The 15,832-nt window shown below is 68.6% G+C and carries 6 protein-coding genes; 5 read left to right on the forward strand and 1 reads right to left on the reverse strand.

Going from position 1 to position 15,832, the window contains the following annotated elements:
- Positions 1-732: 732 nt before the first annotated feature.
- Positions 733-891 (reverse strand): hypothetical protein, encoded by a 159-nt coding sequence (locus AB0I04_RS22585; protein WP_360887462.1) that lies wholly within the window; start codon positions 889-891, stop codon positions 733-735.
- Positions 892-1,062: 171 nt separating this feature from the next.
- Here AB0I04_RS22585 and AB0I04_RS22590 point away from each other — a divergent pair, with 171 nt between their 5' ends.
- From AB0I04_RS22590 to AB0I04_RS22610, 5 genes are all read left to right on the forward strand, one after another.
- The gene (locus AB0I04_RS22590; protein ID WP_360887465.1) at positions 1,063-8,952 is read left to right on the forward strand and encodes an amidoligase family protein; all 7,890 of its coding nucleotides are present in this window, start codon (positions 1,063-1,065) and stop codon (positions 8,950-8,952) included.
- A gap of 27 nt (positions 8,953-8,979) precedes the next feature.
- The gene (locus AB0I04_RS22595; RefSeq protein ID WP_360887468.1) at positions 8,980-9,525 is read left to right on the forward strand and encodes a hypothetical protein; all 546 of its coding nucleotides are present in this window, start codon (positions 8,980-8,982) and stop codon (positions 9,523-9,525) included.
- A 3-nt stretch (positions 9,526-9,528) separates the two neighbouring features.
- Positions 9,529-10,176 (forward strand): hypothetical protein, encoded by a 648-nt coding sequence (locus AB0I04_RS22600; RefSeq protein WP_360887471.1) that lies wholly within the window; start codon positions 9,529-9,531, stop codon positions 10,174-10,176.
- A 179-nt stretch (positions 10,177-10,355) separates the two neighbouring features.
- Positions 10,356-10,880, forward strand: coding sequence for a hypothetical protein (locus AB0I04_RS22605; RefSeq protein WP_360887474.1), 525 nt, complete (start codon positions 10,356-10,358; stop codon positions 10,878-10,880).
- Positions 10,847-15,829 carry a hypothetical protein gene (locus AB0I04_RS22610; protein ID WP_360887477.1) on the forward strand — a complete coding sequence of 1,661 codons (4,983 nt, stop codon included), beginning with the start codon at positions 10,847-10,849 and terminating at the stop codon, positions 15,827-15,829. Before AB0I04_RS22605 ends, AB0I04_RS22610 begins: the two co-directional genes overlap by 34 nt.
- Positions 15,830-15,832 lie beyond the last annotated feature (3 nt).

Here is a 15,832-nt window from a genome sequence, read left to right on the forward strand (position 1 = left end):
GACGGTGGTGGGTCCACCACCACCGGTGGCGGTGATGACGGGCCCCCACCACCCCCGCCGCCTGGAGGCTCCTCACACGGCGATGACGGGCCCCCACCACCGCCTCCTCCCGGCGGGGGAACCGGCCACCCGAAGCTAGGCCAAGGGGGTGGAGACGACAATCCGCCCCCTCCGCCTCCTCCTGGCGGCGGAGCCGGCCACCCGTACCAGGGCGCGGCCGGCGGTGACGGCAGCCACGTCCTGCCGTCCAGCGGCACAAACGGCACCGACCTCGCCTCGGCCGGCAGACCGGAATCCCCAACCGGCGGCGGGACGAGCAACCTGTCCGAGCCACCGTTCGCGGGCGGGCAAGGTAAGCCCGTCCTCGGCAGCCACGAGGGGTACACCGGTGGTTCCGAGCGTGGGCAGGCGCCGTCGGGCCAGCCCGGTCTGGGCGCGCTTCCGGTACGACCGCCCGAGGCCGGTCCCCCTGGCGTCCGCCCTGGTGGGCCGGCGCGCCCGAGCATCGCCGAGATGTTGAACGGCGACGGCCGGACCGGAGCCCGCCCCGACACCACTTCCGGCCGTCCCGAGGGAACGACCGGCAGCGGCACAAGACCCGGTGAGGAGCCCACCGGCAGCCGGTCCCGACCCGCCGACTCGCGCGCCACCACGGCCGAGCCCGGCGCTCCGTCCACCGACCGGGCGAAACCCACCCCTGACGCCACCGACGACCGCCCTACCGGTCAGACCTCAGGACAGCCTCGCCCGGCCGAGCCCGCCACGCCACGCGGCGACCACGCCGAGCCGACCCCGTCGGGGAACACCGCTCCACGCCCCGAAGTCCCCGAGCAGGGAGTCGTCGGCGTGGCTCCCCGCGATCCACGACTCGATTTCGCCAGACGCGACCACCCGTCCGATCCATCACACGATCCTGCCTCGACCGCCCGAGACGGACAGGCGCACGAGACCTCATCCGGAGCTGCCTCGCACGAGCATGGACCGGTCACCGAGAGCGTCCCACCCTCGACCCACACGTCAGACCACGGCGCGTCCGAACCTCAAGACCACACGGCCGGCGATGTGCTCGCCGATGACGAGCTCCCGGCATGGCTGCAGCGCCCGGCCGTCGACCATCAGGCGCTGGAATCGGCTGCGCAGCAGACCCGTGGGATCTTCGACGAACACGGCGCCGGCTCTCCGGAGGTGGACTTCAGCTCCACCCCCCTCAACCCGGAGGCCGCACACGGGATCAACGAGGCCCTGGACCCTCTCACGGGGGATTATCCCGGGGTCGCCCGGAACATCCGCAAGATCGAGGCCGAGGACTTCCACGAGGTCTACGGCGAAGATCACGATGGTGCCAATGAGGCCATGGCGGCGGTGACCGCTGGCGAGGACAGCGGCCTCTACATCAATAGCCGTGAGTTCCGCGACCTCGCGGCCTACGAACGGAACGGTGCCTGGTCGGAAGAGAACGGCTGGTGCGTGCCCGGGTCGGGATCCCTTCGGGGGACCGTGACGCATGAGTTCGGTCACCACGTCATGGAGAAGATCCTTAACGATCCTCAGGCCCTCAACGAGATCAACCAGGTGATCTCCGACCATCTCCGCACCCCGTACGACGCGTCTCTGGAGGAACACCCGCCGGCAGCACAGAACGTGATCGAGCGGGGGGTGTCGATCACCGCCGGCGTGAACCCGCACGAGTTCATCGCCGAGCTGTTCACCGAGCACCGGCTGGCCGACAACCCGCGTGAACTCGCGCGGGCCGTCGGCGAGGTCATCGACCGGCACTTCCTCGATCCCGCCGGGCGCCGCGCCGATCCGACCGTCCTGCAAGGCGAGCCGTCCTCCGCCCACGGCCCGGCCGCGGACCACACTACGTCCGCCCCTCACGCGGCCCCCGTCGAGACCGCGCCGGTCTCGAGCCCACCCACCGCCGGCGTCGACCACACGGCGCTGACCCCGGAATCTCTCGCGCGGAGCCGGGCGAACGAGAGCAAACCGGAAAGCCACTGGCTGAACGCCGACAAGAGGACCGTCAGGTCGGTCACGTACAAAACGGGTCTCGAGACTGTCGAAAAAACCGCGAAGAGGCCGGCCATCGCGCGTGCAGAATTTATTGGCGCGAAATTCGGAAGAAAGCTGGGAGGTCACTTCGCTGAAGTCCTGATGGACGGCGACAGGTCCGTCGTAATGAGCCGCCTGAAGGGCAGTCCCGCGGATAATAGATTCGGCAACAATGAGTTCTTTAAGCAGGTTGGCCAGTCTTTTATCGAGAGCAGCGACGGACGCATCCTCGCCGTACATTCAATCCTGCTCGGCGATTCGGACTACCAAATCGGCAACCTGCACATATACGAGGGCCCCAACGGCGAGATACGGATGGGAAAGATCGACTTCGAGAGTATCGAGCTAGGCCTCGGAGTCAACCCCAGAACCAACCCATTTACTCACGAATTTGTCCACCATAGCGGCACGCTCGAACCGATCTATATCGACAACCCACTCAGCCCTCACGACATAGACTTCCTCCGCCGCATCGTTGAGGAAATGCGCCCCGACTTCGAGTGGTACAGCGAGGCCGCCCATCCAGGCCAACGCGACCATTTCTACAACCAGGTCGTCGAACGGCTCGACAAACTCGAAGCGCATGCCACTGGTACGGAACCCATTCTGGCTCCGAAGGCTGATGACCCCGTACCGCACAGGACCGGTGCGCCGACAGGGACGGAGGACGCGGCACCGCGATCGACGGCCCCGGTCGATGGCGTGCCGCGCGGGGACGCTCCGCACGAGCCGCCGCCCGGGCACCTGGCCACCGACCACCTGCCCGGTGAACGCCGACCCGCCGGCCAGGGCCCGGCCGACCATCCGCCCGAGGGCGGCCCAACCGGCCGCCAGCCGCCGTGGATTGACGCGCCCCCGCCCGAGGGCGGCCCCACCAGTCACCAGCCGCCGTTCGCCGACGCGCCGCGTGGGAATGCACCGCACGAGCCGCCACCCGGGCACCTGGCCAGCGAGCACCTTTCCGGTGGACACGAGCCTGTCGGCAGAGGCCCGGCCGGCCATCCGACTGAGGGCGGCCCCACCGGTCACCAGCCGCCATCCGCCGGCACGCCCCCGGCGGGGCATCAGGGTGCCGCTGGGCGAGAGCCCGCAGGGCATGATCAGCCCACGACGAACGAACCCCGGTGGAGGTTCCGGCGAGGCCGAGACGACGACCCGACGCCGTCTCCGGAACAGGGTCAGCGCCCGACCGACGAGCAAGGCGTCCATGACGAGCGGACGAAGGGAGCGCACACCGACCACGAGCCTCGCGCTGCCGACGGCTCCGACGTGCGGCGGTCGACGCCGGCCGGTGAGCCGGACCCTGCCGGCACGACTGACAGCGCCGGCCGTACCGATGAGGTCGCTGACCACCGAGCGGACGGTCGCGACGGCGGCGCCGATGTCCTCGGAGACCTTCCACCGCACCAGAAGGACGCCGTCGAGCGACTCCTCGACGATGATGGCGTCCGCCGCCTGAACGAGGCGCTGGCCAGCGACGACCCCCAGGTACGCGCCGAGGCGCAGGCGTGGGCCCAGGATGCGAGTGAGGGACTGAGCGCCTGCCCGGTCGCCGATCGAGAGACGGTCTACCACTACACATCGCTACCGGCCGACCGGATGGCCGAACTGGTCCCCGGCGCCGACGTGACGATGCACGGCATGCTGGACACACGGGCCGTCCATACCCCCGACCACGGACAGCCCGTCGAGTTGGTGGTCCACTCCCGCAGCGGTGCCGTGATCACAGACCGAGTGATCTTCCACCCGGAAACCCGCTTCCGCGTGCTGGCCGAAGAGCACTACACGTTGCCGATGCGTGGTGAGGGTTGGCGGCCGATCCACCGCATCTTCCTTGCAGAGCTACCGGCCGACGGCACTTCTTTGCCCGGCACGGTGGGGCATCCCGGCATCGAGGCTCCCCGGCGGCCCATGGACGAGCGGCTGCAGCAGATTCACTCATACCGTGAACCCACCGATGCCGGAGCGGCCTACTTCCACCCGAACGAGGAGGATTACCACTACACCGTCGAGGTCATCGCGCAAAGCGTCAAGCCGATCGACGGTGTCTTCCACTTCGACATGCACGCAGACCCGTCAAGAGGCCTTGTCGGCGACGAAGCACTGACCGGTCAGGACATCGCAACGCTGCTCAGCCACGAGCCCACCCTCGCGGATCCACCGCCGGACGGCCGCCTGCTCATCCTTCGCTCCGGAGCCTGTGAGAGTGGTCTGGAGCGGCATGGGCTGGCGCAGGACATCGCCAACGAGACCGGTCTCATCGTCATCGCCCCGGACAAGGAGGTCTGGTACGACACGGCCGGCAACGCCCACGTCTCCGAGCCGATGACCGTCGACGCCGATGGGCGACCTCACACGCCCTACCCCCCAGAGGGCGCATGGCGGATCTTCGTTCCCGAAGACCGCCACTCCCTTCCGCCGAGCCACGAACCATCGCCGGGCCGGCCGGAGGACGGCGGCACACCGCAGCACCAGCCTGCCACGGACAGCCCGCATGAGCCGCAGCCCACCCGGCCGCCCGAGGCTTCGTCGCAGCCGCACGATCCGCAGCCCACCCAGCCGCCCGAGGCTCCGTCGCAGCCGCACGATCCGCAGCCCACCCAGCCGCCCGAGGCTCCGTCGCAGCCGCACGATCGGCAACGCGCACCCGAGGACGGGGCGCCGTCCCACCTCGCGAACGATGCCCGATCTGAGCCCGCCCTGGGCCCCGACGCCGCCGCGGACCCGACCAACGAGAACCGAGGCCCCGGCGACGATGGTCGTGCCGCACCCGCCGCACCGCCCAGGCCGGAAGGCCTCCAAGACGGCGGGACTCGAGAGCCCGGACCGGCCACCGGCGAACCGCACGGGTCCCAGCCATCCCAGCCACACGAACCCCCGGCAGAGCCGCACCACCAGCAGCCGAACGGATCCGAGAACGGGGTATCACGGGAGCTCGGCGAGCACCCGGCCGGTACGGACCCGCATGCTCGACGCCGTGAGGAGCTCGCCCGGAGCGTCGCCACCGGCATCGATCCGAAGCGCACCATCCTGCTCGGCCGCTCCGATACCACGGAGACCCACGCGACCCGAGCGGAGCGCGTCGAGCTCGTCACCTTCAACGACGGTACGCGGGCGATCCGCAAGGTGACCGAGGAGGGCTGGGAGATCGAGACGGACGCGGAGGAACTCGGTGCACTCGTCGGCAACGCGCTCGATGCGCCCGTGCCGGCCGTGTATCGGGAGAGCGACCGCGTCGTGTACATGGACTACATCGAGGGCGACCTGGCCCTGATCCTGCATCCGGACACCGTCCATCCCGCGGAGTTGGACCACCTCGGCTATCAGAACACGCTGGGCGGCCGGCTCCTCGGCCTTCTCGACGTCCTGATCGGAAACGCCGATCGGCACAACGCCAACTGGATCATCGACGAGCACGGAAACGTCGTCGGAATCGACCATAATAACGCCTTTAGGGGAGCACATGCCGATCCCAGCAGGAATTCGTTCGCCGGAAATTATGTGTCCGAGATCAGTCATGTCGGCCGTTTCCAATTCGACTACGCATGGAAACACAATGACCTGAGCAGAAGCGATGTCGCGCTCATCAGAAGCCGACTCGAAGCACTGCGTCCGGAGTTCGAGCGGCTCGATCGCGACGACTGGTACAACGAGATGATGAAGCGTTTCCGTCATATCGAGGAGAACGCCAAAGGCACGACTTCCCTGCTGGCCTCCGACGAGCCTCCATCCGCCGGGGAGGCCGGGCCCGCCCACCCGGATCCGGGGGCGACCCACGACTCCGCGGATCCGCGCGGAGAGAACCGAGACCCCGGAGATGACGGGCCGACGGCGCCCGCGACGCCGCCGAGGCCGGAGGGTCCCCAAGACCCGGCCGGTGACGGCTCGGCCCTCCGGCCGGACCAGGACGGCCGGCACGCTCCTGACCAGGACGGCCGGCACGCTCCTGACCAGGACGGCCGGCACGCTCCCGACCAGGAGGACCAGCACTCCTCCGACCATGACGACCGGTCGTCGGAGCCGCCCGCTCAGCCAGCGACCGAGACGCAGCCGACGCCAGACGGGTCTCGGGCCGACGCACAACTGCTGGAAGAAGGAAGGCGGGTCGCCCGGGACTGCATGGTCACCGATCCGACCGACGACGTAGCCCGCACACTGGCCCGGATGAACCGCATCCTCGAGGCAGATACGCAGGCGACGCACGACATGCACGTCGCGCCTCCCGTGATGGAGCTCGCCGAAACCGTCGGACTGTCCGCGCGTCCTCTGGTGCGGATCTTCGAAGAGGCTCAGGCGCGCGGATTCGACCCCGCAGGCACCACCGATCGCGCCGGTCTCGTGGACGCGTTGAACCGCCACCGCGCGGCGGACCCGTATCTGTGGAATGGGACGGTCCTCGTACAGGAACTCGTCCACATCCCGTCGCTCAAACACAGCAGCAACGAGACCCTGCGCGCGCTCGCTCAGATGGATGAGACCCTCGGTTCCGTCCGCGGTTCGTACATGTACGGCCTGTACGACGATCCTCTCGTGGCCTTGTCCAAGGACTTGGGCATGGCGACGGCGCTCGATCCCCTCGGCCGCCTGTTCGATGACGCACGCGCGCATGGTCTCGATCCCGCGACGGTGACCGATCACGACTCCCTGCTGGCCGCTCTGGACGCGCATCGCCGCTCAGATCCCCGCTTGTGGGAGGGATTGGCGGTCGCGGACGCGCTAAAGATCACGGCTCCCAGCGACCCGATCGCGCGGGCGCTGAGCCACATGGACGAGATCTGCCGATCGCCGTCCCAGGAGGGCCCCGGCTACCTGGCGGGTGACGCCCTTTCGGACTTCGCCGCCTGGGCCGGCAGTGGCGATGACTCGGCCGTACGCTTCGCCTCCGCTTTCGTCGAAGCCGAGATGCAGGGTCTCAATCCTGCTCAGGCCGGCGATCGGTGGCAGTTCATGACCATACTCGACAGGCTCGCCGAAGCCGATCCGCTGTTCGCGCACGGTTTGTCGATCGCGGAGAATCTTGAGTTGGGATGGCTCGATCCCAGTACGGCCCGCACGCTGGCGCGCATAGACGAGATCATCGGTACCGACCATCTGCGCGGTGACCAGCGGCAGGGCGTCGACCCGCTGCTGCGCCTGGCCGACGACCTGGGCCTCGGCCATTCGACCGACCGGCTGATACGAATGTTCGAGGAGGCCGAGAATCACGGATTCCGCCCGGCCGAGGCCGCCGATCGTGACGCGCTCATCGCGGCTTTCGATCGGCTGCGCGCGACAGACCCGTTGTGGGACGGCATCCGGATCTCCGAACGCTTCGGCGTCGAGGGCGCGTCGGACTCCACCGCGCGGGCACTGGGCGAGATGGCGAGAATCGTCGGTTCGGGCCGCGGATCCCGGCCCTTCGCCGTCGACCCGTTGGCGCGTCTGACCGAGGAGACGGGCCTCGACTATTCGCTCGGAGATCTCGCGCATCTCTTCACCGACGCTCAAGAAGGCGGACACGCGCCGGAGAGGGCGGCCGACCGAACCGAATTGGCCGACATTCTGAACCGGCACCGGGAGTCCTCGGACCCCGGGACGGGTACGGCCGCCCCGGCGGATCACCCGTCCGACCCGAGGACCACGACTGCGGCAGAGGACCACTCGGGGGCCACGTCCGACGTACGAGGCGCCCCATCGGCCGACGCCCCGGCGCACGACCCTGCCGCGGTTCAGGAGTCCCGACTCGTGGCCGAGGGGAAGCTTCGTCACGCCCGTGAGGAGGTCGATCGTCTCACGCGGGACGGAGGCAGCGAGAACCAGCGAGAACTCGCGATGGAACGCCTCCGGTCGCTGGAGGCACGCGTCGACGCCTGGGCACGGTGGCCGGATGAACCGGAGGTGTCCTACACCGCGGACCACGAGGCGTTCCGGCAGGACTATCTGCAGGCCGTCTCTCGCGCGGAGCGGGGCGAGACGGTGGTTCCCTACCTGTACGAGAACGCCACGGGTGGTCTGGGCGCTCGCAACGGTGGTCGCGCCTTCGGCCTCGAACTGGAGATCAGCGGGCCCAAGGTCAACTCCACGGAGATGCTGCACGCCATCGCCCGAGACCTTCATGCGCATGGTCTGACGCGAAGCGCCGACGTGGGCAACTACCACGCCGCGAAGGACGCGGGCTACAGCGACGCCAGGAACGCCTGGCGGGTCGAGTTCGATTCCAGCGTCGACGGGGAGATCGTGTCACCGATTCTCTACGATGAGCCGGAGACCTGGGAGGCCATCGCCAAGGTGTGCGAGATCGTCACGTCGCATGGCGGAAAGGTGGACTTCTCGACAGGTGGGCATATCCATGTGAGCACCCACGATTACGATCACATCGTCATAAATCACGACAGCGTCATGCGGATGACCGACTCCTACATGGACACGCTGTTCAGGCTCGGCCAGAACCCTGACGCCTATCGGCATCGCGGTGTGAGGTTCTGCCAACCGAATAAGCAACTGACCACCGGCTATTCCTCGATCGGTGATGTCACCGGCCGCAATGACGGTCATAACATCGCCGTCAACATGAGCGGGATGCACGAGGGCAAGCAATCCGACCACATCGAATTCCGTTTGTGGGACGGCTCCCTCGACCCGGCAGTGATCCAGACGAGGGTCAAGCTGTCGTTGGCCATCACCGAGGCGGCCTTCCGGCACGCGGACGGCCTCCTGCCGCCCAACGGCGGGCTGCGCGACCCCCTGGGCGCCCATCTCGAGGAGCGTAGGCTGGGCGCGGACCACGAACATCCCCAAGGGACCGGACCGGCGGAGAGCCTGTCCTTCCGCCGGCTGATGGACGACATCTTCTACCGAGCGGTCGACAAGGAACAGGCCACTGCCCTGTTCGCCATGACCCGGTGGACTGCAGCGGCGTGACGACATCCGGAAAAGGGACCTCTACTGATGGCAGTCAGCATTCGCAACACCAGCGCGGCGGGCGCCCCTCCGGTCGCGCCGACCAGGGCAGACGGTCGTCCGTACGCCTACGAGATGATCTATGCGGGCGGCACTCGCCGGGGCTACGCCGATGAGGTCGTCGAGCTGGTCGGAATGCTCATTCCGGATTACACCGCGACGGCGAACGATGACGAGCGCACGGCGGCCCGACTCCGCCTGGCTCTCGACGTCCAGGTCCGGCTGCAGGCGCAGCTCGCCGTCGGCGGCGCAATGCACGACTGCACCCCCGAGGAACGCTCGGTGATCCTCAGCCGCCGGGACGTCCCACCCAGCCCGGCCCGATGGGACGCGCCCGTTCCGCTCGTACTGATCACTTCGTTCTACGAGCCGGTCGGGTCACTGGCACGACCGGAGGGGCCCGCCGACCGGCAGATCTGGCTGGACCCGAGCACCGACTGGACGCTTCTGACCAGCCTCCACGCCGCGGGAGCCATCCACGTCGGCGCCCGTGGTGCACAGAGCCGGACCGAGGAATCCGAGGGCGGTACTTAGACCATGGCAGCGCCACAAGTGCTCGCGGTCCTGAACGTACGCGACCGCCGTCAGATCGGGACGATCGAGCTGACGGCCGACGGCGAGCTGCTCGCCGCGCCCCGAGGCGTCCGCCGGATGGTCGAGCGGATGTCGGAGGTATACGAATGGAACCCACGGGAGGCGTTCGACGGACTCCACGGGTGGAGCGACGGCTACCTCGAGATCGTCGCGACGGTGCCCGTCGCCCGGGCATTCGACGGCGCCGACCCCCAGACCGGCGAGCCGTACTTCAACCCCGACCACCCGGTCATCGACGACGACACCGAACGCCGGCGACTGGCCACCTACCTGAAGGCCGGCCGCCCCATCCTGACCACCACCGCACGCGAAATCGACCGGGTCGACCACTCCCGCGGCAAGGTGGTGCCGCAAAGCTTCCGGACGGACGGCACCTGGACCTGGACCGACACGGTCACCTACTACCTCGAAACCCACAGGCTGGCACCCGACCCCGAACTCCACGCCCACATCACCGCCGCACGATACGAGTGCCCCCGAGTCGACGACGCCTCAGCCGAACGAGCGCTGAGACACCTCTACCGCTCATCCGGCAGCGAACGGCAAACGCCACCGACCCCCGCCAGCGGCGCCGGTTCCCCCGCGTATTGAAAAGGGACACCATGGACGGTGGAACCGATCGAGAAGCCGACGAGTCTATTCTAGTGCCGAGGGCTATGGACGGGCCGCGATGGAGTTATTAGGGGATTTCTGGACGCAGTGCACTCAGGTTGAGCCACGCTCGCTGCCTTGTGGTCCTGGTGTGACCAACGTCCGACAGGGGGTGAGCGGTGGCCGCCGGTTTTGATGTCGAGTTCGAGTCGTGGGCGAGGTCGGGTCGGGGTTTTGGTGAGTTGTCCGACACGTTAGCCACGGCGGTGGACACGCTGGTGGGTGATTTGTCGGGGGCGGGGGCGGCTTGGGGTAACGATGATATTGGTCAGGCGTTCCTGAAAGGAAGTGAGGGGTCGCCTGGTTTTGGTGCGGCGCGGGATGGGTGTTTAGCGGCGCTTGCGGATGCGGTGAATCTGGTGCGGGCGACCGGGGGGATGTTAGTGGTGGCCGGTCAGCAGTACCAGGTGGCCGAGTCGGCGTCCACGGTGGGTGGGGACGTTCCGAAGGGCGCGGACCATGACGCGGTGGCGGCCAAAGACCCGTATCGGTTGCCGAAGGGTGAGTTCGATCAGCCGGTGGGTGAGTTCGATTCGCTGCCGGAGATCGTGCAGCAGGGGTTGTTCTTCTTGGAAATGCTGGTGGGGGGTGTCAGTGGCCGGACGGGAGCATGGACGGCCTGGCCCGAATGCAGACGGCACTGACCACATGCGCGGACGCGTTCGGAACGTCGGCGGGTGAGTTGGACGGTCACGCCGGTGCGGTCGTAAACGCCAACGCCGGTGAGGCCACCGACAAGTTCAAGACCTTCGCTCAGGCGTTGTCGGGTGGGGGTGAGGCGGGAGGGCTGCGGTTTTTAGCGCAGTCGTTACGGGATCTGGCCTCATGGGTGGACAGCCTGCAGGCGCAGAAGCGGGCGGCGCGGCTGCAGTTCGAGCTTTCGTGTGCGTTCGTGGTGATCACGATGGCGATCGGGCTCGCCTGGTCGTTTTTCACCGCGGGTGCCTCAGAGGCGGCGGCGGCCGGCGCGTCGGAGGCCGAAGGGTTCGCGCTCAAGACCTTCCTGCAACGTATCGCGGTGTGGGCGGGGCAGCATCAGGTGTTGTCTGGCGCGCTGGTGGGGGCGTGGTTCGGGGCGGGGATGGATGCTTCGGGGCAGTATGCGCGGATTCATGAGGGGGTGCAGAAGGGCTGGAATTGGAGCGAGTTCGGCAAATCGGTGGGGATGGGTGCGGTTGCCGGTGGGGTGATGGGGGTCGCGGGGCGTGCGGTGGCCCGCCAGGGCAATCCGTTGACGACGAAGCTGGCCGATTGGATGGCGGCGCCCGGGATGAAGGGGGTCGGTGCCCGGTTCGGGTTCGCCGGAACGACGGGTACGGCGGGGAATCTGGCCGGTCAGGCGATCTTCGACCCGGATCACATGAATGTGGGTCAGGCGGCGGCGTTCGGGTTCGGCATGGCCGGGTTCGGGGGTGCCAAAGAACTCGGCCAGCATGTGGCAGGCCGGTTCGGCCGCGACGGTGGTGGGTCAACCACCGGTGGCGGTGATGACGGGCCCCCGCCCCCGTCTGGAGGGTCCTCACAGGGCGATGACGGGCCGCCACCGCCTCCTCCCGGCGGAGGAGCCGACCGCCCGAACTCGGGCCGAGGGAGCGGAGACGACAATCCGCCCCCTCCACCTCCTGGTAGCGGTGGAGGCCGCCCGGAGGCGGACACGGGCGGTGGGGGCGGCGGTCACGCCCTGCCCCCTGGCGGCACCACCGGCAGCGCCGGCGGCCCGCACACCACCGAACTCGCCGGCGACCGCGAAACCCCCACCACCGGCGGTGCGGGTCAGGCGCCCGACACACCGCTCACCGGCGGGCAGGACAGGCCCATCACCGGCGGCAATACCGGACACACCGGCGGTGACATGGGCAGCACCGACCGCGGGCCGGCCACACCGCCCCAGCCCGGCCCGGCCGCACTCCCGCCACGCCCCGGCGAACCGGCACGCCCGAGCATCGCCGAGCTGTTGAACCGCGACGGCCGGCCCGGACCCCGCACCGGCCGTCCCGAGGGCCCGGCCGGTAACACCCCCCGGCCTGGTGAGACCGGCCCGGGGTCCGGAAACGACCCAAGGCCGGGCGAAGGCGGCAGCGGCACGAAACCCGGTGAGGGACCCACCGGCGGCCGGCCCCGGCCCGCCTCAGAAGAGCACGCGACTCCCGACCCGACTCGCCTCGAGGAGCGAGGACTCGGCGTCTCGGAACCGATCACACCCGAGATCCAGCGACCGGCGACGGGCAAGTCGATCGCTGAAATCCTCAATCCCTCCGAGCACGAGCCGCTGACCGAGAACGCTCCACGCACGGAGGCGTCGCCCGACCGCCCCGACCTACGGCGGTCGACGCCGACCGGCGAGCCGGACCCTGCCGGCACGGCGGACGGCGCCGGTCACGCCGATCAGGTCGGTGACCACTGGGAGGACGATCTCGACGGCGGCTTCGATTTCCTCGGAGACCTTCCGCCGCACCAGAGGGACGCCGTCGAGCGGCTCCTGGACGACGATGGCATCCGCCGCCTGAACGAGGCGCTGGCCAGCGACGACCCCCACGTACGCGCCGAGGCGCAGGCGTGGGCCCAGGACGCGAGTGAGGGACTGGGAGCCCTTCCGGCCGCCGAACGACAGACGGTCTACCACTACACGTCGCTGCCGGCCGACCGGCTGGCCGAGTTGGTCCCCGGCGCCGACGTGACGATGCACGGCATGCTGGACACGGCCTCGATTCACGCTCCGGACCACGGTCACCCGGTGGAGATTGTGATCCACTCCAGGACCGGAGCCGACGTCTCGATCCTCACCGGCCGCGACCAGGTCGTCTTCAGGCCGGAAACGCGCTTCCGCGTCCTGGCCGAAGAGCACATCGAACTACCCATGGACAGCGCGCACGAGAACGTCCAGCCGATCCATCGGATCTTCGTCGCCGAGCTTCCGCCGGACGGCACGCCGCTGCCGGGGACCGCCGGGCACCCGGACACCGCGATGCATCCGCAGCCCATGGACCAGCGGTTGCGGAATGTCTACGACATCGCCCGTGAGGAGACCCCGGCGGGCGTCGCCTACTTCCACCCGGACGATCAGTCGTACGCGGCTCTGGTGATGGCGGCGAACCAGACCGCCCCCGTGGACGGAGTCTTCACCCTCGACCTGCACGCGAACTCCTCGAACGGGCGAGCGGGCACGGAGCCTCTGACCGGCCGGGACATCGCGACCCTGCTGAGCCACGAGCCGAGGTTCGCCCAGCCATCCGGTCACCCGGACGGTGACGGCCGACCGGTTGTCCTGCGCTCTCTGGGGTGCCGCAGCGGGCAGGGGATGCGTCCGCTGGCACAGGAGATCGCCAACGAGACCGGTCGCATCGTCATCGCTCCCGACAACGAGGTGTGGGTCGACTCGAACGGCAGCCCGCAGGTCAGCGCCCCGAGCGTCGGTGCCGACGGTCGTCCCATTCCGATGCGCTTTCCCCCGGAGGGCGCATGGCGGATCTTCATTCCCGAAGACGGCCGAGTCCTTCCGCAGAGCCATGAGCCGGCGCCCGGCGGGCGCGAGGGCGGCGAGACACCGGGGCACGGCCCGTCCACCGACCTGCCGCGCGAACCCCAGCCGACCCGTCCCGATGGGCCACCGTCCGGTCCGCGCGAACCGCAGCCGGCGCGTCCTGATGAGCCGCCGTCCCATCCGCACGAGCTGCGCCGGAGCGCGCCCGAGGATGGGGCGCCGTCAGGGCACGGTGAGCCTCCGGCCGCCGCGGACCCGCACGCTCAGCGCCGCGAGGAACTCGCCCAGAGCGTCGCTACCGGCATCGATCATCCCCATACCAGGGTCCTCGGCCACGCCGACACCCCCTCGAGTCACTTCCCCACGATGGCCAAACAGGTAGAGCTCGTCACCTTCAACGACGGGACGCACGCGGTCCGCAAGGAGATGAGGGTCGGCTGGGAGGATCAGGCCGACCGCGAGGAACTCGGCGCGCTGGTCGGCGGCGCCGTCGATGCGCCGGTGCCACGCGTGTACCGGGAGAGCGACCGTGTCCTTTACATGGACTACATCGAGGGCGACTCTGCGTTCGTCCAGCACCCGACCAGCTGGGACCCTTCGGACTTGGACCATCTCGGCTATCAGAACACCCGTGGCGGCAAGCTCCTCGGTCTTCTCGATCTCCTGATCCAAAACTCCGATCGACACAACCGCAACTGGATCATCACCGATGGGGACGTCTTTGGAATCGACCACAATCTGGCCTTCCACGGAAGAGACGTCGACACCACCGCCAACTCGTTCGCCGCGCATTTCGCGGATCTCGAAAGGGTCAGCGAGGGGAACTACGAACTCGTCTGGAAGCCCAACGATCTGTCCCCAAGCGATGTCGCGCTGATCAGGAGCCGGCTCGAAGCGCTACGTCCGGAATTCGAACGGCTCGGACACGGAGACGACTGGTACGACGACATGATGCGCCGTTTCACGCACATCGAGGAGAACGCCCGGGGAGAGACTTCGCTGCTGGCCGCCGATGCGCCCGAGATCTCCGCCGAGCCCCGTGCCGCCGATGACCTCCCGACCACCCGACCAGACTCCACTCCGGTTCGTGACTCCGCGGATCCGTTCAACGAGAACCGAGACGAGGGGGATGACGGGCCGACCGCGCCCGCGGCCCCACCGAGGCCGAAGGGCCCCCAAGACCCTGTCGACGGCGGCTCGGCCCTCCGGCCGGACGAGGCCGACCGGCACTCTCCCGAACAGGACGACGGCGTCACCGACCACCAACTCGGCAGGAGCGACGAGCCCGCTCATCGCACCTCAGCGGAACCGGACCGATTCGCCGAATGGGGGGATCGCGCCGACGCCATCCGGCAGGCCCTGCCCCCGGATGGCCTGCCGCACGATGGCAACCTGCGGGACATCGTGCAGTCAACGCCCGATATGTCCCCGATCCACCCCGACGTCCGACAGTGGATTGATGACGCCCTATCGTTCGATCACCCGGCGAGCGGCCTGCGTCTCTCGATCGACGAGGTCGGCGTCTTCGGCGACCAGGCGATAATCAGTGGCGAGTTCTTCGATCGCGACGGACAGCCGCAAGGTGTCCTGGTACTCGAGTTCCACGCCAAGCCGGACCGGGAACCCTATATGAAGATCGGCCTGGTGGAACTGTACGGGGATAACCAAGGACGCGGGATCGGCGTCGACGTGATGAACCGGCTGGAGAACCTGCTCATCGCTCAGGATGTTCCGGAGATCACGCTCTGGGCCAACATCGACATCGGCGGATATGCCTGGGTCCTGTATGGATTTGACTTCGACAGCAGGCTCCCCTTAGCGGAGAGCGGCCTGCCAGGGGTCGTCGAGGCGGTGAACGATCACATCGACTCTGGCCGGATGTCCCCCGAGGGACTCCGGCAGTGGGCGGCAATGGCCGACCGGGCGACTCCCGAGGCATGGGGGACCCCCGGGAGGATCACCGCGTACGAGATCAGCCGGCTGGGCTGGGAGAATCGGCGACCCGATACGGACGGCCGCATGACCTGGGACGGCAAGGAGATCTTGCGTGGTACCGGATGGGCAGGCGTCCGCTTCCTCGAACCGCCCGAACCACGGACGGATGGGGAATGAACT

Source organism: Actinoallomurus sp. NPDC050550, assembly GCF_040655075.1.
In the GTDB taxonomy this organism is placed as follows: domain Bacteria; phylum Actinomycetota; class Actinomycetes; order Streptosporangiales; family Streptosporangiaceae; genus Actinoallomurus.

Bases quoted from the DNA above. Each gene is read 5' to 3' on its own strand.
- AB0I04_RS22595 (WP_360887468.1), top strand. From the start codon at position 8,980: ATGGCAGTCAGCATTCGCAACACCAGCGCGGCGGGCGCCCCTCCGGTC.
- AB0I04_RS22610 (WP_360887477.1), top strand. From the start codon at position 10,847: ATGGACGGCCTGGCCCGAATGCAGACGGCACTGACCACATGCGCGGAC.
- AB0I04_RS22600 (WP_360887471.1), top strand. From the start codon at position 9,529: ATGGCAGCGCCACAAGTGCTCGCGGTCCTGAACGTACGCGACCGCCGT.